This is a genomic window from Halobellus sp. LT62 (genome assembly GCF_037031285.1).
GTDB classification, from domain to species: Archaea; Halobacteriota; Halobacteria; order Halobacteriales; family Haloferacaceae; genus Haloquadratum; species Haloquadratum salinisoli.
In genome coordinates this window covers 1-22,510 of the sequence record NZ_JAYEZO010000001.1, presented here as the reverse complement: position 1 = coordinate 22,510, position 22,510 = coordinate 1, and the positions used below count along the sequence as shown (strand labels likewise).

Annotated in this window: 19 protein-coding genes, 1 tRNA gene and 2 pseudogenes; 16 read left to right on the top strand and 6 right to left on the bottom strand. The window is 63.9% G+C overall.

Features of this window, described 5'->3' with window-relative positions; all coding sequences use genetic code 11:
* The first annotated feature begins 1 nt into the window (after position 1).
* The 7 genes from phnE (U5919_RS00105) to U5919_RS00075 all read left to right on the top strand — a co-directional run bounded on the left by phnE (U5919_RS00105) (position 2) and on the right by U5919_RS00075 (position 7,491).
* Positions 2-811: a phosphonate ABC transporter, permease protein PhnE gene (gene phnE, locus U5919_RS00105; RefSeq protein ID WP_336021504.1), complete on the top strand. Its 810-nt coding sequence runs from the start codon at positions 2-4 to the stop codon at positions 809-811.
* Positions 808-1,599 (top strand): phosphonate ABC transporter, permease protein PhnE, encoded by a 792-nt coding sequence (phnE, locus tag U5919_RS00100; RefSeq protein ID WP_336021503.1) that lies wholly within the window; start codon positions 808-810, stop codon positions 1,597-1,599. Before phnE (U5919_RS00105) ends, phnE (U5919_RS00100) begins: the two co-directional genes overlap by 4 nt.
* 697 nt (positions 1,600-2,296) lie before the next feature.
* Positions 2,297-3,724 (top strand): ABC transporter substrate-binding protein, encoded by a 1,428-nt coding sequence (locus U5919_RS00095; RefSeq protein ID WP_336021502.1) that lies wholly within the window; start codon positions 2,297-2,299, stop codon positions 3,722-3,724.
* A gap of 21 nt (positions 3,725-3,745) precedes the next feature.
* Positions 3,746-4,636 carry a carbohydrate ABC transporter permease gene (locus U5919_RS00090; RefSeq protein WP_336021501.1) on the top strand — a complete coding sequence of 297 codons (891 nt, stop codon included), beginning with the start codon at positions 3,746-3,748 and terminating at the stop codon, positions 4,634-4,636.
* Between the two features lie 106 nt (positions 4,637-4,742).
* On the top strand, positions 4,743-5,612 hold the full coding sequence (locus tag U5919_RS00085) for a carbohydrate ABC transporter permease (protein WP_336021500.1): 870 nt from the start codon (positions 4,743-4,745) through the stop codon (positions 5,610-5,612).
* 6 nt (positions 5,613-5,618) lie between these two features.
* Positions 5,619-6,758 carry an ABC transporter ATP-binding protein gene (locus U5919_RS00080; protein WP_336021499.1) on the top strand — a complete coding sequence of 380 codons (1,140 nt, stop codon included), beginning with the start codon at positions 5,619-5,621 and terminating at the stop codon, positions 6,756-6,758.
* Position 6,759: 1 nt separating this feature from the next.
* Positions 6,760-7,491, top strand: coding sequence for a glycerophosphodiester phosphodiesterase (locus U5919_RS00075; protein WP_336021498.1), 732 nt, complete (start codon positions 6,760-6,762; stop codon positions 7,489-7,491).
* 102 nt (positions 7,492-7,593) lie between these two features.
* On the opposite strand, the gene U5919_RS00070 is transcribed toward U5919_RS00075, so the two are convergent.
* The gene (locus U5919_RS00070; protein ID WP_336021497.1) at positions 7,594-8,859 is read right to left on the bottom strand and encodes an MgtC/SapB family protein; all 1,266 of its coding nucleotides are present in this window, start codon (positions 8,857-8,859) and stop codon (positions 7,594-7,596) included.
* A 174-nt stretch (positions 8,860-9,033) separates the two neighbouring features.
* On the opposite strand from U5919_RS00070, the gene U5919_RS00065 reads away from it, so the two are divergent.
* The 7 genes and pseudogenes from U5919_RS00065 (at position 9,034) to U5919_RS00040 (ending at position 16,972) form a co-directional block, all read left to right on the top strand.
* Positions 9,034-10,155: an ABC transporter substrate-binding protein gene (locus tag U5919_RS00065; protein WP_336021496.1), complete on the top strand. Its 1,122-nt coding sequence runs from the start codon at positions 9,034-9,036 to the stop codon at positions 10,153-10,155.
* Positions 10,156-10,179: 24 nt separating this feature from the next.
* Positions 10,180-11,307 (top strand): FecCD family ABC transporter permease, encoded by a 1,128-nt coding sequence (locus tag U5919_RS00060; protein WP_336021495.1) that lies wholly within the window; start codon positions 10,180-10,182, stop codon positions 11,305-11,307.
* A gap of 61 nt (positions 11,308-11,368) precedes the next feature.
* On the top strand, positions 11,369-12,325 hold the full coding sequence (locus tag U5919_RS00055) for an ABC transporter ATP-binding protein (protein ID WP_336021494.1): 957 nt from the start codon (positions 11,369-11,371) through the stop codon (positions 12,323-12,325).
* A 133-nt stretch (positions 12,326-12,458) separates the two neighbouring features.
* Positions 12,459-12,626 (top strand): annotated as a pseudogene (locus tag U5919_RS15825) (DUF7551 domain-containing protein); the annotation flags it as partial.
* A 188-nt stretch (positions 12,627-12,814) separates the two neighbouring features.
* Positions 12,815-13,300, top strand: a pseudogene (nrdR, locus tag U5919_RS00050) (transcriptional regulator NrdR); the annotation flags it as partial.
* A gap of 97 nt (positions 13,301-13,397) precedes the next feature.
* Positions 13,398-15,968, top strand: coding sequence for a ribonucleoside-diphosphate reductase subunit alpha (locus U5919_RS00045; RefSeq protein ID WP_336021492.1), 2,571 nt, complete (start codon positions 13,398-13,400; stop codon positions 15,966-15,968).
* An 11-nt stretch (positions 15,969-15,979) separates the two neighbouring features.
* Positions 15,980-16,972 carry a ribonucleotide-diphosphate reductase subunit beta gene (locus U5919_RS00040; RefSeq protein ID WP_336021491.1) on the top strand — a complete coding sequence of 331 codons (993 nt, stop codon included), beginning with the start codon at positions 15,980-15,982 and terminating at the stop codon, positions 16,970-16,972.
* 36 nt (positions 16,973-17,008) lie between these two features.
* Here the strand turns inward: U5919_RS00040 and U5919_RS00035 are convergent, their stop codons facing one another.
* A complete protein-coding gene (locus U5919_RS00035) occupies positions 17,009-17,830 on the bottom strand; it encodes a DUF7260 family protein (RefSeq protein ID WP_336021490.1) in 822 nt (273 codons plus the stop codon).
* Between the two features lie 148 nt (positions 17,831-17,978).
* Here U5919_RS00035 and U5919_RS00030 point away from each other — a divergent pair, with 148 nt between their 5' ends.
* Positions 17,979-19,019 carry a zinc-dependent alcohol dehydrogenase family protein gene (locus U5919_RS00030; protein WP_336021489.1) on the top strand — a complete coding sequence of 347 codons (1,041 nt, stop codon included), beginning with the start codon at positions 17,979-17,981 and terminating at the stop codon, positions 19,017-19,019.
* Positions 19,020-19,060: 41 nt separating this feature from the next.
* Here U5919_RS00030 and U5919_RS00025 read toward each other — a convergent pair whose 3' ends face one another.
* The 3 genes from U5919_RS00025 to U5919_RS00015 all read right to left on the bottom strand — a co-directional run bounded on the left by U5919_RS00025 (position 19,061) and on the right by U5919_RS00015 (position 20,802).
* Positions 19,061-19,675, bottom strand: a complete 615-nt coding sequence (locus U5919_RS00025; RefSeq protein ID WP_336021488.1) for a VOC family protein — start codon at positions 19,673-19,675, stop codon at positions 19,061-19,063.
* Positions 19,676-19,745: 70 nt separating this feature from the next.
* Complete coding sequence (locus U5919_RS00020) at positions 19,746-19,907, bottom strand: HVO_2142 family zinc finger protein (RefSeq protein WP_336021487.1); 162 nt, start codon at positions 19,905-19,907, stop codon at positions 19,746-19,748.
* A gap of 88 nt (positions 19,908-19,995) precedes the next feature.
* Positions 19,996-20,802: a hypothetical protein gene (locus U5919_RS00015; RefSeq protein WP_336021486.1), complete on the bottom strand. Its 807-nt coding sequence runs from the start codon at positions 20,800-20,802 to the stop codon at positions 19,996-19,998.
* 179 nt (positions 20,803-20,981) lie between these two features.
* On the opposite strand from U5919_RS00015, the gene U5919_RS00010 reads away from it, so the two are divergent.
* A complete protein-coding gene (locus U5919_RS00010; RefSeq protein ID WP_336021485.1) occupies positions 20,982-22,133 on the top strand; it encodes a two-component system sensor histidine kinase NtrB in 1,152 nt (383 codons plus the stop codon).
* A 33-nt stretch (positions 22,134-22,166) separates the two neighbouring features.
* Here the strand turns inward: U5919_RS00010 and U5919_RS00005 are convergent.
* Positions 22,167-22,242, bottom strand: a tRNA-Cys gene (locus U5919_RS00005).
* Positions 22,243-22,510 lie beyond the last annotated feature (268 nt).

The window sequence follows — 22,510 nt, the reverse complement described above, 5'->3', positions numbered from 1 at the left end:
GATGGCGACAGAACAACCAGACCGCCGGACGTGGCAGCGACCGACCGCGTTCTACAACCACTACGTGAAGTGGGCGGTGTACGCGGTCATCGCCGTATTCCTCCTGTGGAGCGCGTGGAATATGCGGATCTCGCCCGCCCGGATGGCTGCGGGGTGGGACTCGGCGGTCGGACTCATCACCGGGATGTTCCCGCCGGAGTTCACGCCGTTCAAGACGGATCTCCTGATCGAGGGACTAGTCGAATCGGTCGCGATGTCGATCATCGCGACGATCATCGGCGTGATCATCTCCATTCCGGTGGCGTTTATGGCCGCCGAGAACATCGCGCCGCGCCCGGTGTACGTACTGGGCCGGGGAATCATCACCGTCTCGAGAGCGTTCCACGAGCTCATCATCGCTATCATCGCCGTCAAGGCGGTCGGAATCGGCGCGCTCGCGGGCGTCATCGCGCTGTCGTACAAGACGATCGGTTTCTTCGCGAAGCTGCTCGCCGAAGAGATCGAAGATATCGACGGGGGGCAGAAAGAGGCCGTCGAATCGACCGGCGCGAGCCAGACCGAGACGATGTTGTTCGGGGTCGTTCCGCAGGTGATGCCGCGCGTCGTCGGGCTGACGATCTACCGCTGGGACATCAACATCCGTCACAGCACGATCGTCGGGATCGTCGGGGCAGGCGGTATCGGATCGACGCTCCTGAGCTCCTTCGACCAGTACGACTACGACTTCTTCCTGACGATTATCCTCGCGATCATCGCCATCGTCATGGTCGGTGAGTTCATCAGCACCTACGTCAGGAGGCAGATACAATGACCGATTACCGAACGTGGGAACGACGGACGCCGCGGCAGCGGTTCGTGCGGTACCTCTTCGTCCTGATCGCGCTGGTCGCCGCGGCCATCTCGTGGCAGCTCCTGCAGATCAACTACAACTACGTCGGCACCGCGCCCGCGGAGTTTATGGATCTGGTCAACCGGATGTATCCGCCGAACGTGGCGTACACCGGACAGATCGTCTCGCCGATGATCGAGACGATCCACATCGCGATTCTCGGCACGGCACTGGCGGTGCTGCTGTCGATCCCGGTCGCGCTGCTCGGCGCGGAGAACACCACGCCGAACCGGCTCGGCTTCGTGATCGGGAAGTTCATCATCTCGGCCTCCCGGTCGGTTAACGTCATCATCTGGGCGCTCGTCTTCGTCATCGTCTTCGGTTCCGGCGCGCTCGCCGGGACGCTTGCCATCGCCGTCCGCTCGATCGGCTTCTGTTCGAAGCTCATCGCGGAAGCGATCGAGGAGATCGATCCCGGTCAAGTCGAGGCGATCAAGGCGACAGGCGCGAACTCGGTCGAAGCAGCCATCTACGGGATCGCACCGCAGATCAAGCCCGCCTTCATCGGAGTCAGCACCTACCGGTGGGACATCAACGTCCGAGCGTCCACGATCATCGGGTTCGTCGGAGCGGGCGGGATCGGCGTCGAACTGAACACGTCGATCAACTTCTTCGCGTGGCAGCAGGTGCTGACGATCCTGCTCGCGATCCTCGGCATCGTCATCTTCAGTGAGATCACGTCGGCGTACCTCCGCCGGAAGGCTCGCTGAACCGCGAATACGCTTTTTTCGGAACCTGCGTCGTCTTGCGACGCTTTCTCGTGCTGTATCGCCCCGACTAGACGATACAGCGGGTAGTATCGTCGACGAGCCTCCACGCATTCGATCACTCGTGCGGTCGAGTGAGTGAAGACTTGTGAGCGATACTATAGGTTGTGGAACGTCTGGTGCGATGGCCGAAAACAGTGCGATAACGTGTATGATTTTGGGAAGTTCGACTATATAGAACTCGATGTGTTGACGAAAGAAACGTCGAAAGACGCCGCACCAACCACATACTCGGTCCTGAGGCGTTAATATGCCGAATATCGTGGATAAACGGTTCAAGGGGGTCGTAACTCATATCTTCGAGGTTCGTATTAAGAAACGTCGACACATCGATTCAAGCAGTTCATTCACATATTTTCGTTAACTTTACGGTTTCAGGGATGAAAAGCGATAAAACAGCGCGGAGAAACCGAGACGAGGTGTATCGGTTCGGTCAATCGGATCGAAGGGTACCTATGTGGACGGGCTAAGTTTCGTAAAATGGGTCTTTTAAATGTTGAAATCGTGGCCGCCCGACTGATCTCTGTCTTCGAGGCCGAGATCGCGACACGTACCAAGTAGAGGGAATCATTGCAGAGTGGTATATATAGAATATACCAAAGAATTATGTGGGTAAAATATAATTCTACATCGAGTACAAATGAAGCTGACACGATCCAGACGGACGTTCATCAAAGGCGCGGGCGCGGCAACCATCGCGGGACTGGCCGGCTGTTCGAGCCAAGACGGCGGCGACGGATCCGGAGACGGGTCAGGCGGCGACAGCGGCGGTGACTCCAGCGGCGGCGACTCCAACGGAACGACCGCGGGCGACTCCGGCAGCGATTCGGTCACGATCCAGTTCTGGCACGCGATGGGCGGCGACCTCGCTCAGCGGATCGACGACATCGTGAACAGCTTCGAGGAGCAAAGCGACGGAATCACCGTCGAGACGACGTCGCGCAACAGCTACCGCGACAACCTCAACGCGACTACATCCGCGGTGAGTTCCGGGAATCCGCCGGCGCTCTCTCAGATCTTCGAGATCGGGACGCAACTGGCTATCGACAGCCAAGCGTTCGTTCCCGTCGAGGACATCATCCCGAGCGACCGGATCAACTTCGACAACTTCCTCGATCCGGTGTTGGACTTCTATCGCGTGGACGGGAAGCTCAACTCGATGCCGTTCAACTCCAGTAACGCGATTATGATGTACAACCGGGACGCCTTCGAGGAGGCCGGACTCGATCCCGACAGCCCGCCGACGACCTATCAGGGCATTACGGACGCCGCGAACACGCTTACGAGCGAGGGCGTCGTCGAGACTGGGTTGACGGGCCCGAACCACTCGTGGTTCGTCGAGTCGTGGTTCGCCCAACAGAACACGACGCTCGTGAACAACGAGAACGGGCGCAGCGGGCGCGCGACCGAGTCGAACCTCGAGAGCGAGGCCGCACAGAACATCTTCGAGTGGTGGGTCGACCTGTACGAACAGGACCAGTACCTCAATCCGGGCATCGAGGCGTGGGGCGAGGCCCAGCAGGCGTTCCTGACCCAAGAGACGGGGATGATCATCTACTCGACGTCGAGTATCGCCCCGATGCAGCAGGGCGCTGCCGACAACGGGTTCGAGCTCGACACGGCGTACCTGCCCTCTCCCGGCGGCGATCGAACGGGCATCCCGATCGGCGGCGCGTCGCTGTGGGTCCCACGGGGGCTCTCGGACGCGCAGCAGCAGGCGACCGCGGAGCTGCTTCTGTACATGACACAGCCCGAACAGCAGGCGCAGTGGCACACGGGGACCGGGTACTTCCCGGTTCGCGAAGAGTCGATCTCCCAGCTCGAAGACGAGGGCTTCTACGAGGAGAATCCGGCGTTCCGGACGGCGATCGATCAGCTCAACGAGACCGAAAGTACGCCCGCGACCAGCGGGGCCCTGATGGGTCCGTTCCCGGAGGTCCGGACGATTATCGAGGAGGGGTACGTGAGTATGATCCAAGACGGCGGCCCGAGCGTCTCCGACGGCCTCTCACAGGTCAAAAGCGACGTCGACGCGGCGCTGCAGGACTACAACGACCGAGTCTCGTAATCGGCCATCCACTTCGAGAGTATGCCGGAATTCACCAAACCATACGAGTCGCGGTGGCAGGCGTTTCTGCTGCTGCTTCCGACGTTCGCCGTACTGATCGCCTTTCTGTACTACCCGGGGATCGAGACCTTCAGGTTAAGTCTCCAACAGACGATCCTGCTGGGAACCCGAAAGACGTTCGTGGGTATCGAGAACTACATCACCCTCGCCACCTCGTCGACGTACCACTGGAGCTTCGCGATCTCAGTTGCCTTCGCTGCGGTCGTCGTCATCGGGACGCTCGCGGCGTCGCTTTTCGTCGCGTACCTCCTCTTCCAAGTCGACGTGGGCTCGTCGACGTACCTGATCGCGGCGATCTGGCCGTACGCGCTGCCCACGGCCGTCGCTGCGTCAGTGCTTTTGTTCCTCCTGCACCCGTCGCTCGGGATCCTCACCTTCGTACTGGAGAGTCTCACCGGAACCTCGCTGGAGTGGTTCACGAACGGACCCCAAGCGTTCGCGATCGTCGCCCTCGTTGCCATCTGGAAGCAGTTAGGATACAACATCATCTTCATGGTCGCCGCGCTGAACAACATTCCCGAGACGCTGACCGAATCGGCGAAGTTAGACGGAGTCGGGCATCTCAAGATGCTGTATCGGGTGTACGTCCCGCTGATGTCGCCGACGCTCGTGTTCCTCGTGGTGATGAACACCATCTACGCGTTCTTCCAGACGTTCCCGCTCGTCGACCTGATGACGAGCGGCGGACCGAACGAGGCCACGAACCTGCTGATCTTCAAACTGTACCGCGACGCCTTCGAGTTCAGCAACCTCGGACTCGCGTCCGCGGAGTCGGTCGTCCTGTTCGCCGTCGTGGCGATACTGATGTACGTTCAGTTGCGGTTGTCCGAGAGTTACACTACCTATGCGTGAAACGATGAGCGAGAACACACAGTTGAGTCGGCGACGGGGACGAGAGTCCCGATCGGTGCGAAGAGCGGAGCCAACGCCGGACGTCTCCACCGGAGGTGTCTGAGAGATGGCAACGAGCTCAACCTCGGAATCGACGCTCGCGCGGCTCCTTCCCGAGGACGTCGACACCGAGCAGGCCCTCGTCCACGGCGGGCTCATCGTGTCGATATTCCTGATGGGGCTCCCCCTGCTGTTGGCGCTGATTATGAGCACCCAGACGACGACCGAGGTGTACGAAGTCACCAACGTCGGAATCGGGAGCCAAGGGCTCTCGAACTACGGGACGGTACTGGGCGAGTACAACTTCGGACAGTACATGATAAACTCGGTCGTGATGTCGATAATCATCGTCGTCGGGAAGGTGACGCTGTCGCTGTTCGCGGCGCTGGCGCTCGTTTACTACCGGTTCCCCTACGAGCGCGCCGTGTTCATGTTCATCCTGCTCACCCTCCTGTTACCGGTCCCCGTTCGGATCGTGCCGCTCTTCGATCTGATGGCGCGGCTCGGCTGGGGGAACACGCTGATGGCGATCACGGGACCGTACATCGCGAGCGCGACGGCGGTGTTCCTGTTCCGACAGCACTTTATGGCGATTCCAGCCTCGCTCGTGGAAAACGCCCACCTCGACGGCGTCGGGCCGTTGACGTTCCTCTGGAAGGTGTTGATTCCGATGTCGAAGGGAATGATCGCCGGCGTCTCGGTGATCACCTTCATCTACGCGTGGAACCAGTACCTCTGGCCGCTCATCATTATGAGTGATCAGAACAAACAGGTGGTACAGGTCGGGCTCAGGTTCCTCCAAGCGGCCTCGCAGTCGGGACTCACCCGGTGGGGAATCATTATGGCCGGCGCGGTGATCGCGCTCCTGCCCCCACTGGCCGTGCTCATCGTGCTGCACAAACCGCTTCTCGAAACGCTCGCGATTCAACAGAAGTGATAGAATATGTCTGACATTCACATCGACGGTCTCACGAAACAGTTCGACGACGTAACCGCGGTCGACGACATCTCTCTCGACATCGAGAGCGGAGAGTTCCTCGTCTTCGTCGGCCCCTCCGGTTGCGGCAAATCGACCACGCTCCGGATGATCGCCGGGCTCGAAAGCATCACGAGCGGCGAACTCCGCATCGGTGAGCGCCGCGTCAACGAGCTCGCGCCGAAAGAGCGGAGCATCGCGATGGTGTTCCAAAACTACGCGCTCTACCCGCATATGACGGGCGCGGAGAACATGAAGTTCGGGATGAAGTCCGTCAGCGACTACACCGACGATGAGATCGACCAGCGCGTGCAGGAGGCGGCGGAGATCCTCGACATCCCCGAGTTACTCGCTCGGCAGCCGAAGGAGCTCTCCGGCGGCGAGCGCCAGCGGGTGGCGATCGGACGAGCGATCGTCAGAGAGCCGGACGTGTTCCTGCTCGACGAGCCGCTGAGCAATCTCGACGCGAAGCTCCGGGTGCAGATGCGCGCGGAGCTGCTGCAGCTGCACCGAGAGATCGACGCGACGACGCTGTACGTGACGCACGACCAGACGGAGGCGATGACGCTGGGCGACAGAGTGGCCGTGCTGAACGACGGGGAGATCGAACAGGTGGATCCGCCGCAGGTGCTCTACGACTACCCGGCGACCCGGTTCGTCGCGGAGTTCATCGGCAGCCCGGCGATGAACGTAGTTCCCATCGAACTCGACGGAGAGGGCGGCGACGCCGCCGCGCGACACGAGTCTTTCGACCTCCCGCTTCCGAACGCCGACGACCTCGCGGGACACTCGGGAGCAGCGTTCCTCGGCGTCCGCCCGGAGGACGTCTCGCTGGCGAGGAACGTCGACGGCGAGGAGTGGACCTTCGAGGCGGAAGTGTCCGTGACCGAACCGCTGGGCGAGTCGCTGCTGCTCCACTGTCTCGTCGGCGACGACGAGATACACGTCAAGGCCGAGGCCCGCAGCGAGATCGACGCGGGCGATACGATCGAACTCGGCGTCGACGAAGAGCGCCTCCACGTGTTCGACGAGTCGGGCGAAGCCATCTATCACTCCTCCCCGCGCGAGCGGACGTCCGACGCCGTGCAAACCCAAGCGGAGCACTGAGTTGCGGGCGATCGCACACCGCGGCTGCCTGACGCAGTACCCCGAGAACACCCTTCGTGCCTTCCGACGGTCCAGCGAGGCTGTCGATATGATCGAACTCGACGTCCAGCGGTGCGGATCCGGAGAACTGGTCGTCTTTCACGACGAGACGCTCGACCGGGTCACCGACGTCACCGGCGAGGTCGCCTCGACGCCCTACGACGTGTTGGAATCGGCCTCGGTGCTCGGAAGCGACGAGCCCGTTCCGCGGTTGGTCGACGTCTTCGATGCGGTGCCCGCAGATGTGGGATTGAACCTCGAACTGAAGGGGCGGGACGTCGCCGCCGACGCCGTCGGGGTCGCGGCCGGGTACGACCACGAGGTGATCGTCTCATCGTTTTATCCCGGCGACGTCGCCGACGCCCGCGAGGCGGGCGCACCGGCGATCGCGTTCTTGTGTTACGACGACACGGGCGACGATGAGTCCGAGGAAAGCGTCACGGAGGAGCGCGAGACCGACTTCGACGTCGGCGCGGCGCTCGATGTCGCCGACGAACTCGGCTGTGAGTACGTCCACCCCGGCGTGGATCTCTGTCTCGACACCGACGTCGTCACGCGCGCCCACGAGCGCGGGTTCGAGGTCAACGCGTGGACGGCCGCCGACGCGGACACGGTCCGCGAACTGAACGCCCGCGGCGTCGACGGCGTCGTGATCGACGATTGTGAGTTGGCGGCGCTCTGTGAGGGAGAATAACGGCGCTCACGTATCGTCCGGTTTTTGCTCGGTTAGAGGACGACCACGGGACGTTATGGAAGTTTCAAGGCTAAAACCTCGCCCTTCAGGGCGGGGAGGGTGTCAAAGGACCTGCACGGCGAGGACGCCCGCGAGTCCGAGAAGCGAGAGGTAAATAGACCGGATCGTAACCGGCGCGAGCAGCTTTCGGTTGATGCCGACTGCGAGCCAGACCTTGACGAAGATGCTGGCGAGGGTACCCGCCAACACGCCTTGGGCGGCCACGGCCGGAGTGATTTGACCGGTGCTCGCGAGTGAGACGGCCGTCGTGGTGGTCGTCCCGCTCGAAAGCAGGCCGCTGAGGAAGCTCGTGACCAGAAAGCCCGCGGTGCCGAACATCTGCTGTGCGCCCGCGGTGATCACGAGCACGGCGAGAAACAGCCCACCGAACGTCAGCGCATTCGCGCTGCTGAACGGCGAGTCGAGGTCGAGGTCGATGTCTCCCGTCCAGTTGCGTTCATAGCCCGTGAGCGCCACGCCGCCGATCGCGATGAGACCGAGCGGGAGGCCGACGCTGAAGGCGGACTCCGGGACGAACGCGACGACGATGATGAGGTTGCGGACGGCCATCGCGGCGTCGGCGACGAGGATCGTCGCCACCGCGAGATCGATGATGCCCGCGTTGGACTTCGCGCGGTTCGCGATCTCGCCGATGACCGCCGTCGAGTTGACGAGGCCGCCGAAGAAGCCGGTAATCAGCATTCCGCGGCCGCCGTAGCGCTGCATAATCGCGTAGTTCGCGAACCCGATCGCGCTGACGGCGATGACCAGCATCCAGATGAGTTGCGGATCGATGGCGTCCCACGGCCCGTACGTCCCGGCCGGGAGGAGGGGATAAACGACGAACGCGATGATCGCAAACTCGGCCGCGCCGCGGACCTCCTCGTGTGAGAGGCGGTTCGCGAAGGTGTGGAGCTCCCGGCGGAGGACCAAGAGGAACGACGACGTGATCGCGATGACGACGCCCACCAAGAGCAGGTCCATCCCGACGAGCACGCCGACGACGTACGCGACCAGTAGCGACGTCGACGTCGTCAGCGCGAGGCCGCCACCCTCGGCGTCGGTGTCGCCGCGGAGTTCGACCATAATCCCGCGCACGCCGAGAAGGATCCCCTGCGTGAGAACCAACAGTCCGCCGAGCGCCAGCAGGACGGTCTGTCCGAGCGTCGCCGCCGCGACGCCGACGAGGCTCGTGAGCGTGAAGGTTCGAATCCCCGCCGACTTGTTGGACCACTCGCGCTCTAAGCCGAGAAGCATACCCAACGCTCCGGCGACGAACAGATTGACCACGTCCACGTTGATCGGAACGCTCTCGGGTCCGATCTGCATCATCGCGATCCCCCGGCCGCTCGGTGTCGAAGTAGATAGAACATATTGGTATATACCACTATTTTCTCTATTTAGGCTATATAGTCAGGGGGCTTAATCCTTCCGAGCGATGGCCGAGGATTAGGCTCGCCGAAACATCGAAAGGGATTTATTGTTTAGGCTAGCCTAAATCATATGGCAAGCCTAGACGGCGAAATTTCACGACGTGCGCTGCTCCAATACGGTGCGGGAGTATCGACCACCGGGCTTCTCGCCGGGTGTACCGGCGGATCGGGTGGAATCGCCGCACCGTCACAGGAGGAGGGCGCGTACTCGGTGGAGATCGAACCGGTCGGTGAAGTCTCCTTCGATGCGGTCCCCGAAACGTGGGTCGCCAACAACGGCAGTTGGGCGGATATGGGGATCGCACTCGGGCGGGAGCCGCCGAAGGCGGTCTGGCTTCCGGGTCGCTATCACACGCAGTACTACGAGGAGATCCCCGACGTGAGCGTCGACGGCGACGCCGTCCAACAGCTCTGGGGCGACGGCGGCGTCGGCAAAGAGCAGTTCTACGAACTCGACGCCGACGTCCACATCTTCGATCCGAACTTCCCGCTCGAACGCGGCGGTTGGGAGGAGACCGACATCGAGCGGCTGGAGACGCAGGTCGGCCCGATATTCGGCAACAGCATCTTCTCGCGAACGTACCCGTGGCACGAGGACTACCGGTATTACACGCTGTATGAGGCCTTCGAGAAACTCTCGGAAGTGTTCCGAGAAACCGAGCGGTTCGAGGCCTTCGAGGAGGTCCACGCCGACTTCCAGTCGAATCTCGCCCCGGTCGTCCCCGGTCGGAGCGAGCGGCCGTCGGTCGCCGTCGTCTGGGGCGGCGGCGACGAGCCCGAGACGTTCTACCCGTACGTGCAAAGCGAGGGGACGAGTTTCAAACACCTCCGCGACCTCGGTGTGAAAGACGCGCTCGCGGAGACTGACGTGAAAGACTTCCACAGCAGCCGCGGGGAGATCGACTACGAGACGCTCCTCGACATCGACCCCGAGGTGCTACTCGTCCGGGGACAGGAGGCGAAGAGCGCCTCCGAGTTCAGCGAGACGGTAGTCGCGTTTATGCGGGACCACAACGTCGCGAGCGAACTGACGGCCGTGGAGAACGGCGACGTCTACCGGGCGGGCCCGCTGTATCAGGGGCCGATCACGAACCTCGTCGTGACCGAGCGGCTCGCGCGAGCGCTGTACGACGTCGAGGAGGAACTGTTCGACACAGAACGCGTCGGTGCGATCGTCAACGGGGAGTTCTGACGTGACCGGCGAACGCGAAGGCCGATGAGCGGCGAATCGCTCACCGAATCGGAGCCGCCGACGAACGGGCGGCTGCTCGCCGGCGTCGACGCGCCGCTCGTGAGCCTCTGTCTCGCGAGCGTCGCGGTCGTCGTCGCCGGCGGGCTCATACAGGTGAGTTTCGGATCGTACTCGATGACCGTTTGGCAGGCGTGGCAGGCGGTGTTCGACCCCCAAGTGCTCTTCAACGTCCGTGCGTGGGAAGCGTTCCTGTTCGGCGCGGAACTCCCGGAGATGAACCAGCGGAGCCTCATCGTCTGGAACATCCGGCTGCCGCGCGTGTTCGTCGCCGCCATTGTCGGGATGAACCTCGCCGTCTCCGGAGCGATATTTCAGGCCGTGACGCGAAACGAGCTGGCGAGCCCGTTCATCCTCGGAGTCTCCTCCGGCGCGGGGCTGTTGATCCTGCTCACGCTCGTCGTGTTCTCGGGGCTATCGGCCTTTCTACCGGTCGTCGCCGCGGTCGGCGGGGCAGTCGCGTTTCTCATCGTCTACGCGATCGCGTGGAAGAACGGCACCTCACCGGTGCGGCTCGTCCTCGCGGGCGTGATCGTCGGGACAGTGTTGCAGTCTCTGCAGACCGGGCTGTTCTTCTTCGCCGACGACATCGGCGTGGTCCAGTCGGCGATCGCGTGGACGACGGGCTCGCTGACCGGGACCGACTGGGAACAGGTCCGGATGGCGCTGCCGTGGACGATCGTCGCTATGGCGCTGTCGCTCTTGGGCGCGCGGCAGTTGAACGTGCTCCTGCTCGGCGAGCAGACGGCGCGCTCGCTCGGGATGTCCGTCGAGAAAGTCAGGTTCGCGCTGTCGGGAGTCGCCGTCCTCGCAGCGGCCGCGAGCATCGCCGTCGCCGGGATCGTCGGCTTCGTCGGCCTGATCGTCCCGCATATGGTCCGCAACGTCGTCGGCAGCGAGTACCGAAAGCTGATCGTCGGCTGTCTCTTCGCCGGACCGGCGCTTTTGGTCACCGCTGACGTCGGTGCGCGGCTCGGATTGGAGCTCCTCGTCGGCGCGTCGACGCAGGTTCCGGTCGGAATCGTCACCGGACTCGTCGGCGGCCCGTACTTCCTCTATCTGATGCGGAAACAGGAGGCGCTGGGTGAGATCTGATGAGGAGAACGCACGCGAGGGGAGGTCCGGCGCGGAAACCGGACGCGGGAGGTGCGAGCTAATGCGCGAGAACGGACGCTTCGAACGGGTGGAATCGGAGATGGAATCGAGCGTCGCGGCAGCCGAAAGCGACGCGGCCGACCGTGGCGACGACCCCTCTGCCACGCCGACTGAATCGGCCGACTCCTCGGGCGAACCGACGTCCGACGCCGGTGACGCCAGCGACGCCGTCGAGCTACAGGGCGAACGGCTCGAAATCGGCTATCCGACGACGGCGGAGCCGGTCGTCGAGTGCGAGCGGGTCCTGCTTCCCTCCGGCGAGGTGACCGCGCTCGTCGGCCCGAACGGCAGCGGCAAGAGCACGCTCCTGAAATCGATGGCGAATCAACTGGCCCCCGAGCACGGGGCGATCAGGTTGGACGGCCAAAAGGTGCAGTCGCTCGACTCGAAGGAGCTCGCCCGCCGCCTCGGCCTGCTCTCTCAAGAGCACGACTCGCCCGCGAGCCTCACGGTCGAGGAACTCGCATACCACGGGCGGTATCCGCACCGCGGGTTCTTCGAGTCCGTCGGCGACGACGACCGGCGCGCCGTCGAGCGGGCGATCGAACTGGCCGGCGTCGAGCACCTCCGCGAGAAGTCGATGGCGAACCTCAGCGGCGGACAGAAACAGCTCGCGTGGATCGCGATGGTGCTCGCCCAGGAGACCGACGTGCTGTTGCTCGACGAGCCGACGACGTACCTCGATCTCCACCACCAGCTTCGCGTGATGGAAGTCGTGCGGAAACTCAACCGCGAGGACGGCGTCACCGTCGGGATCGTCCTGCACGATATCGGACAGGCCGCGCGCTTCGCCGACAACCTCATCGCGATGAAGGACGGCTCGCCGTACGACTGGGGTCCGCCGCGGGAGGTCGTCACCGAGGAACTCCTGTCAACCGTGTTCCGCGTCGACGCCAGCGTCGACGCCGAGAGCGCGACCGGCCCGCACATCGCGCCGCACCGCGCGCTCGACGAGTAGCTGTCGGGGGAACCGACGCCGATCACAACGAGGTCGCAAGAATGACCGCACCGACGCTTACGACGCTTCGCTCTCGGATCGAGTCGCTCGCGAGCGGGCGGCCCGAGCCGCGGCACTCGTCGAGGAGTACCGAGCGGCGCTTCGGCGATACGATCCGGCGCTCCCGCACTACGACCCGATCGCCGTTCGGGAGGGAAGCGCGACCACGACGGCGTTAAAATCGACTGAAACGCCGAGAGCACCGTCGCCCGATGGCGACTTTCACCCGTCGGTTGGCAGGACAGAAGAGCGGAGCCGATAGCCTCGACTCGGTGCTGCTCCACGAGTCGGTGATCTGCTTCGCTGGGACTTAATACAAATTAGATTGTATTACATCAAGTTAATTGGGTAAGCTTTATGCGGGGGTCGCCAGATACGACATAGTGCGGTCAAGATAACTGACCCACAATATGTGGGATTACCTGCGTGGAGGGATGAGGAGTGACAACGATGGATTGCCCGGACTGCGGCCACGGCCGAACGAGCGTTGTAGACACGAGAAGCGACGCGGACGGGGCGACCGTTCGACGGCGTCGCGAATGCAGCCGTTGCTCGTTTCGGTTTACGACCTACGAGCGACCCGAGTGGGAGACGCTTCAGGTGAAGAAACGCGACGGCTCGATCGAACCGTTCGACCCCGAGAAGATTCGAGACGGCGTCGAACGTGCCGTCGAGAAGCGACCGGTGGACGGCGACGACGTCGATCGGTTGATCGAGGGAATCCAACGGGAGCTCCGCGAGCGCGGAACGCGCATCGTCTCCTCGACGCTCGTCGGCGAGTTGGTCTCCGAGCGACTTCGAGAGATCGACTCCGTCGCCTACGTCCGGTTCGTCTCGGTGTACAAGGCGTTCTCCGACCCCGAGGAGTTCCTCGAAGAGCTCGATCGGATTCTCGACGAGGAACTAGCGGACGCCGGCGGGACCAGTGCGGACGAACAGACAGACGAAACCGACGCGGAATCACACGAAACCGACGCGGGTTCGGGGTCGAACGCGGCGTCCGGCCCCGACGCGGATCAAGAACTACCAACAGATGGCTAGCGCATCAACGACACGACACGCAGAGCTACGATCGATACTCGACAGAGCGCGGCGCGGACAGACCGACGTCGTCAACGACGACACCGCCGCCGAACTCGAACGAGAGGCCGAACGCGACCTCTACGAGGGAGCCTCCCGAGAGGAGGTGTACGAGGCGCTCGTCAACGTGACGACGGCACGGATCGAGCGCGACCCGGCGTACAAGCGGGTCGCCGCCGAACTCCACTTCGATCGGTACTTCAGCGAGGTGACCGGCCGGGAGCCGGTCGAACTCGAAGGCGGTTCTGACATCGAGTATGAGACGCTGTACAGAGAGACGTTCGTCGAGAACGTCGAGCGCGGCGTCGAGGTCGACCGCCTCGACGAGCGACTCGCCGACGGCCGGTTCGACCTCGACGCGTTGGCCGAGGCGCTGGCGCTGGAGCGCGACCGGAAGTTCGAGTACCTCGCGGCGTCGACGCTGACGCAGCGGTACTTCCTTCGAGTCGAACAGGACGGCGAACCACTCGAACTCCCGCAGGCGTTCTGGATGCGCGTCGCGATGGGGCTGGCGATCGAGGAGGACGACCCACAGAGGCGAGCGTTGGAGTTCTACGACGTCCTCTCGCGGCACCTGTTCACCCCCTCGACGCCGACGCTGTTCCACAGCGGGACGACGCACCCGCAGCTGTCCTCCTGCTATCTCACGACCGTCGAAGACGACCTCGAACACATCTTCGACTCCTACAAGCACCACGCGCAGCTCTCGAAGTGGAGCGGCGGCCTCGGCAACGACTGGACGAATCTCCGCGCGGCGGGCGCGCTCATCGAGAGCACCGGTGTCGAATCGACCGGGACGGTCCCGTTCCTGAAGATCAGCAACGACGTCACCGCCGCGATCAACCGCTCGGGCAAGCGCCGCGGGGCCGCCTGCGCGTACCTCGCGTGTTGGCACCTCGACTTCCCGGAGTTCCTCGATTTGCGTCGCAATACCGGCGACGAGCGACGCCGCACCCACGATATGAACACCGCGGCGTGGGTGCCGGACCTCTTTATGAAGCGCGTCGAGGCCGACGAGCAGTGGACGCTCTTCTCGCCCGACGAGGTGCCCGAACTGCACGACACCTACGGCGAGGAGTTCGAGGAACTGTACCGCAAATACGAGAAACAGGCCGACTCGGGCGAGCTTCGGCAGTACGAGCGCGTCGACGCCGCCGACCTCTGGCGGACGATGCTCACGCGACTCTTCGAGACTGGTCACCCGTGGATCACGTTCAAAGACCCCTGTAACGTCCGATCGCCGCAGGACCACGTCGGCACCGTCCACTCCTCGAACCTCTGCACGGAGATCACGCTCAACACCAGCGCCGAGGAGACGGCAGTCTGTAACCTCGGCAGCGTCAACCTCGCGAACCACGTCGTCAGCACTGGGAGCGCCGAGGGCGACGAGTCCGACCGCGACGGCGACGACGCGGAACTGGACCGCGACGCCCTCGCCGAGACGATCGAAACCGCGATGCGGATGCTCGACAACGTCGTCGACCTCTGTTTTTACCCCACCGACCGGGCCGAGCGCTCGAACATGCGACACCGACCGATCGGGCTGGGCGTGATGGGCTTCCACGACGCGCTGATGCGCGTCGGCACACCGATGGGCTCTGAAGGGGGAATCGAGCGGGCGAACCGCTGGCAGGAGTTCGTCTCCTATCACGCGATCTTGAACAGCTCACGGCTGGCGAAAGAGCGCGACGCCTACGAGACCTTCGAGGGGAGCAAGTGGGACCGCGACATCTTCCCGCAGGATACCGTCGATCTGCTCGAAGAAGAGCGCGGCCGCGAGATCCCGACCGACCGGATCGAGACGCTCGATTGGGAGCGCGTGCGCGAGCACGTCGCCGAACACGGGATGCGGAACTCGAACACGATGGCGGTCGCGCCGACGGCGACCGTCTCAACGATCAACGGGACGACGCCCTCGATCGAGCCGATCTACTCGAACCTCTACGTCAAATCGAACATGAGCGGCGACTTCACCGTCGTCAACGACCACCTCATCGCGGACCTGAAGGAGCGCGGCCTGTGGGACGCGGAGATGCGCGATCGCATCAAGTTCCACGACGGGTCGATCCAAGAGATCGAGGAGATCCCCGAGGAGCTTCGGGAGCTGTACCGCAGCGCGTTCGAGATCGACCCGCGGCACCAACTCGATCTGACCTCCCACCGCGGACAGTGGATCGACCAGTCGATCTCGCACAACGTGTTCTTCCCGAGCACCGACGGCTCGCTGCTCGACGACGTCTACAAGACGGCGTGGGAACTCGGGATCAAGACGACCTACTACCTTCGGACGCTCGGAGCCTCGCAGATCGAGAAGTCGACGCTGGACATGGATGAGTACGGTCGCACCCAGCGCCGGGGTGTCGGCTCCGGCGGAGACGGCGCGGACGGCGGTGCGACCGACGACTCGGGCGACGCCGAGGGCGTTGACGACGACCGCAACGATCACGCTGACGGCGACCGGAACGACCGCGACGGGGGCGATCTCCCCGGCGTCGAGGATCCGACCTGCGAAGTCTGTCAGTGAGGTGACCGAGGATGCCACTACTCAACCACGACGCCGAACACGATCCGAACAAGATCCTGCCGATCGACTACGACTGGGCCCGCGAGTACTACCGCGACGGCGTCGCCAACAACTGGGTTCCCGAGGAGATCCCGATGCAGGAGGACATCACCCAGTGGAACGGCGACGACCTCACCGACTCGGAGCGACAGCTCGTCGAGTGGAACCTCGGGTTCTTCTCGACGGCGGAGTCGCTGACGGCGAACAACATCGTGCTCGCGATCTACGAGTACGTCACCGCGCCGGAGTGCCGTCAGTACCTCCTGCGACAGGCCTACGAGGAGGCGATCCACACGGACACGTTCATCTACTGCTGTGACTCGCTGGGGTTCGAGCCGGAGTACCTCTACGGGATGTACGACCGCATCCCCTCGATCCGCGAGAAGGACGAGTTCGTCGTCGATCTCACGCAGAACATCGATGACTCCGAATTTCGACTGGAAGACACAGAAGACGTCCGCGACCTCCTGCGGGACCTCGTCGGCTTCTACGTCGTGATGGAGGGCGTGTTCTTCTACGCCGGCTTCGCGATGATGCTCGCGCTGAAGCGACGGAATCGAATGGTCGGGATCGGCCAGCAGTTCGAGTACATCATGCGCGACGAGTCGCTGCACGTGGGCTTCGGCGTCGACCTCATCAACCAGATCCGCCGGGAGCACCCCGAGGCGTGGACCGACGAGTTCGGCGCGGAGGTGCGCGAGTTGATCGAGACCGCCGTCGATCTGGAGGCGACTTATGCACGGGAGGCCTGCCCCGAGGACGTCCTCGGGATGGGTCCCGAGCAGTTCGTCGAGTACGTCGAGCACGTCGCCGACCGTCGGCTCGGACAGCTGGACCTCGACGAGAGCTACGGCACCGACAACCCCTTCCCGTGGATGAGCGAGGCCGTCGACCTGAACAAGGAGAAGAACTTCTTCGAGACGCAGGTGACCGAGTACCAGAGCGGCGGTTCATTGGAGTGGTGACGCCGCGCGAGCCCAGCGAACTGAGACGGCGGCGACTCACGCCGCGTCGAGCGTCGAATCGAGCGCGTCGATCCGCCCTCGACACTCCCGGACTGCGCGGGTGAGCGCGTCGAGGGCGGGGTAGGTGACCTCACGCTCGCCGAAGAGGTACTCGACGACGGTGTCGTGTTCGATGCCGGCTTTCACCTCCGAGGCGACGACGTCCCCAAGCGTGGACTGTCGGTCGCGGAGGGCCGCTTCGAGGTCGGTTTCGAGCAATGCGGCGCGCCGACGACGCTCCCACAGCTCCTCGTCAGTCGAGAGCAACACCACCGAGTCGTCGACGGCCGGAAGCTCGCGGTCGACGCGCTTCAGCAGCGCGATCGCCTCGTCGAGGGAGTCGCGCTCGCGCGTCAGCGCGCGGATCATCACCCGGCTCTCGGCGAGACGCTGGTCGACGTGTTCGAGAATAGCCCGCCGAAGCGGCTCGGTGAATCGATTGCCGCCGCCCTCCGCGGCAAGCGCGACCGCGACTTCGCCGCTCAACTCCGCGGCGAGTGTCGCCGGTACGCCGCCGGCTTCCTCCTCGACGTGCGGGAGGACCAGTTCCTCGAACGCCGCGCGGACGCGGCGACACCGGTCATCCGTCGTCGCCGCGGTGGCCGTCGCCGAACCGACCGCTCCCGTCGACCACCCCGGCGCGGACGGCGTCGGCTGTGCGGTCGCCCCGCTCGCGACGCCCCGTTCGGCCTCCAGCGCGGTTACCGCTCCCCGGAACTGCTCGAACCCGCACCGTTGGCGCTCGGTCTCGCGGAGTTCGTCGCGGACGACGCGTCGAGCCGCCGTCAGCTCTCGAATCGCAGACTCGACGTCGGACATACTTTTAGGTATGCCTAAACAATAATAACGGTTACGACCGCATCCGGTCGACACAGTCGCGGGCAGAGCCGCCAAGGACGTCGGCGGCGACTGCCGCGAACGCGCGCTAAGCCGCACGCCTTTTCCTCGCGCCGAACGGAGAACAGATATGCGCGCCGCAGTCTATCACGGCCCCCGCGACGTCCGCGTCGAGGACGTTCCCGAACCCGAGCTCGAATCGCCGACCGACGCGGTCGTCCGCGTGACTCACACCGCAGTCTGCGGTTCCGACCTCTGGTTCTACAGAGGGGAAAGCGACCGCGACCCGGGATCGACCGTCGGTCACGAGCCGATGGGGATCGTCGAAGCCGTCGGCGACGACGTCCGCTCGGTCGACCCGGGCGACCGCGTCTTCGCGCCGTTCAAGATCAGTTGCGGCTCCTGTGAGTTCTGCCGGAAGGGACTGCACACCTCCTGTGTCAACGGCGACGGCTGGGGTGGCGACAACGGCGGCGCACAGGGCGAGAAGATCCGCTGTCCGCACGCCGACGGCACGCTCGTCCGCGTGCCCGACCGCCACGCCGACGACGAGGAGACGCTCCGCTCGGTGCTCCCGCTGACGGACGTTATGGGAACCGGCCACCACGCGGCGGTGAACGCGGGCGTCGACACCGGCGACACCTGCGTCGTCGTCGGCGACGGCGCGGTCGGCCTCTGCGGCGTCCTCGCGGCGCGCCGTCTGGGCGCGGAGCGAATCGTCGCGGTCGGCCACCACGAGAATCGGCTCGAACTCGCCGACGACTTCGGCGCGACAGACCTCGTCGCAGCGCGCGGCGAGGACGCGATCGAGGAAGTCAAAACGCTGACGAACGGCGGCGCGAACCACGTGCTCGAATGCGTCGGTGCGGCGTCGTCGATGGAGACGGCCGCCGCGGTCTGTCGACCCGGCGGAACGGTCGGCTACGTCGGCGTCCCGCACGGGCTGGACGGCGGGCTCGACCTCTTCGACTTCTTCGGCGACAACGTCACACTTCGGGGCGGGGTCGCGCCCGTCCGCGCGTACGCGGAGGAGTTAATGACGGACGTGCTGCAGGGGACGCTCGACCCCGCGCCGGTCTTCACGAAGACCGTCGGGCTCGACGACGTCGCCGAGGGCTATCGGGCGATGGACGAGCGCGAAGCGATCAAGGTGCTCGTCGAGGTCGAATAGCGGGTCGACAGCGCTGCGACGTGACCCGGCCGCGAGGCCGATCAGTTCACGCCGCCGACGCCCGAAGACGCGTCGGGGAGATCGTACGGGTCGGCATCGAGCCCGAGCGCTTCGAGGGCGGCCGCGAGGTGCTCGTCCTTCGCGTACTCCGCGCCGTCCTCGACACGCAGCTCTTGGGCCTTCGCGAGCACCTCGCCGCGGCGGTCGTCCGGGATGTCGTATTTGTCGGTCGAAAGCTCGATCACGAGACCGTTGTTGTCGTGGGTGTAGAGCGAGAAGAAGATCCCCCGATCGAAGACGTTGTAGTTGCGACCGGCGTCTTCGAGCGCGCTCGCGACGTCCTCGAAGTCCTCCGGCGGGATGCTGAAACAGAGGTGGTGCACCGAGCCGGTGCCGCCGCGCTGGGGGCCGCGATTCGACGCTCGGTCGCCGACGAAGACGGTCAGGATCCGGCCGTCGCCGGTGTCGAAGAACAGGTGCGTCTGCGAGGGGTCGTCGAGGTTCGGCTGTCTGAGGACCAACGGCATCCCGAGGAGGTCCCGATAGAATGCGAGCGTGTCCTCCTCGTTGCTTCCCCAGATGGTGATGTGGTCAGTGCCGGTCGTGTGAAAGGGGCTGTCCGGTCGCTCCGCGGTGACTTTCGGTTCGTTGCTCATACGCTCCGTAGCATCGCCACGATCATAAATATCGGAGTGACGCCGGTGTCACTGGCGGAGCGAGGAGCGTTTACGCGTCGATATCGCTCCCGACGAACGTGTCTCGTCGATACCGACACTGCTCGCAGAAGAACTGCGCGTATCCCGCGGGTTGCACGCCGTTGAAAGACATCTCCTCACCACAGTCGGGACACGTCCGCGAACCGATGTCCGGTGGCCGCTGAGTCGACATATGCGCACGGAGTCTGTGGCGGTATATCACTCTACCGATCTGTAACGAACGATGGCACGAGAAAGGAAACCGAACGGCCGTCCGGCGTTCAGTACCGCGAGGGGAGGTACGCGAAGCCGATCATAAAGACGGACGTGAGGAACGAGAGGATGCTGACGCCCCACAGGCCGTTGGTCTGCGTCTGGACGCGGTCGATCTCGGCGGTCTGGCGGTCGTAGCTCTCGAAGTCTTGGGTGAGCTGCATCGTCGAGCCGTCGGGGAAGTACGCGAGGTACGTCTCATCGCCCAGCGTGACGTTCACCTCCTGCTCGGCGGTGATCGTGTTCGTCCGCGGTGCCGTCCACGTCAACTGGACCGCGTCGGCCGTGACCGAATCGACCGTCGTCTCGTTGCCCTCGTACTGGAAGGAGTCGCCCTCGGCGTACGAGCGGGTTTCGGGCTCCGGGAAGTACTCGTCGGCGGGGACGAGTTCGGACTCGTTGATCACGACGTAGCGCGTCCCGTTCTGTTCGACGGTCTCCTCACTGGCGTCTGGGTCCTCCTGCAGGATCGCCGTCTCGTTTATCTCCTCTTCGAGCGTGAATCCGGACGGTTCCTCACCCTCGTCGACGAGCACTCGCCACTCCTCGTCGTCGACGGTCTGCGTCGAGTCGTTCTCCCACGTGGCGGTGTACTCCGACGATTCCTCGGTGTACTGCAGCTCACCGGTGGTCTCGGAAACGCTCGAAACGGTGTAGGCCCGGTCTCCGACTTGGAACTGGTCGCCCTGTGCGAGCTCGTACTCGGGATTGTCGAACTCGACGGTCGGCGTCTGCGCGGTCGCGATGAGCGAGTACGAAGCCGCACCGATAACGATGAAGAGTGCGACGTAAATCGCCGCGGCGCGTCGTTGCATATCCCCGAATTTGATCACGTGGCGTATAACGGTTACCGTTTTCACGGACGCGCGATACCGTGGTACGTCGACACGCTTCTGCGGACTTCATTGCCCCATTCGGCGAATACGACGAGGTGCTGTCCGTCAGTTGGCAATAAGTGTTTACGGGTCGGGTTCGTAGCCAGCAGAGAGACGGAATGGAACCGAGCGCGCTCCCAGCCGGTCCTGACGAGTTCTACCAAACGCTGGTCGAGAGTTCCGCGGAGGGAATGCTGACGATCGATTCGGAGAGTACGATCGTGTACGCCAACTCCGCTATCGAAGAGATCCTTGGGTATTCACCCGAGGAACTGATCGGTAGCTCGAAAATGAAGATCATCCCGGAGCGATTACGGCCGGTCCACGGCGCTGCGCTGGCGACCTACGTCGAAACCGGATCCCGAAACATCGACTGGGAGGGCGTCGAACTGCCGGCATTACACAAAAACGGCCACGAGGTGCCGACGCTGATCAGCCTCCGAGAGCACACCCACGGCGGCGAACAGTACTTCACCGGGGTCATCCGTGATATCACGGAACGCCGGCAGCGCGAGGACGAACTCCGAGATCAGAAAGAGCGACTCGACGAGTTCGCAGACATCCTCGCACACGACATTCGAAATCCGCTGTCGGTGGCGCGTGGGTACACCGAACTGGCGAGCAAACGGGACGAGACGCCCGAGTTGGAGCAGGTCCTCGAAGCACTCGATCGGATCGACCGACTCGTCGACGACGTCTTGGCACTCTCGCGACAGGGGCGCTTCATCGGCGAAACCGAACCCGTTGATCTCGAAGCCACCGTTCGAGACGCGTGGAACAACGTCGAAACCGGGGCGGCCACGTTGCGCGTCGAATCCGGTCTCGAAACAATCACCGCCGACAAAAGCCGGTTAGAAGAGCTGTTCGAGAACCTCTTTCGGAACGCCGTGGAACACGGTTCCACGAGCCCGTCTTCGCAGGCTCAGACGGACGCCGTAGAGCACGGCTCTACGAGCTCTCCTTCGCAAACTCAGGGGAACCCCGGAGAGAACGGCGTCCCGGAAGACGGCGCGACGGCAGGGGTGACTGTCAGCGTCGGGCATCTCGACCACGGACCGGGATTCTACGTCGCCGACGACGGCCCGGGCGTTCCCGACAGCATCGGCGATTCGATCTTCGAACACGGGTACTCGACGCGAGAAGACGGAACCGGCTACGGCCTCTCGATCGTGAAACAGCTCGCGGAAGCGCACGGGTGGACGGTTTCGGTGACCGAAAGCGAGAGCGGCGGTGCCAGATTCGAGATCACCGGCGTCGAGATCGCGGCGTGACCGAGACCCCTCTCGGCGGGTCAACTGTCGAAAAGCCAAGGGCCGGATTTGAACCGGCGGTGATCCGCTCTGCAGGCGGACGCGTTCGGCCGGACTCTGCCACCTTGGCGCAGGTATTTCTATTCCGTTTCGGCGTTTAAGCCTAGCGGTCCGCTACGAGAGCCGAGTAGCCATCAAGAAAGGATGCGGATGAGACCGCGCGCTGGGAGGGAAAATGCGCGTGTCTGTTCGGTCGGGCGGGGTTTGATGGTCACCGCGTGCGTTTCGAAATGAAAAGAGCCCACGAGACGCGCTGTCTCGTGGGCTCTCTGGTGGGGATGTTTCTCGGGGGAGTGTGGGGTATGTGGTATGAGTGGGTGGCGGCGAGTCCGTGTTCC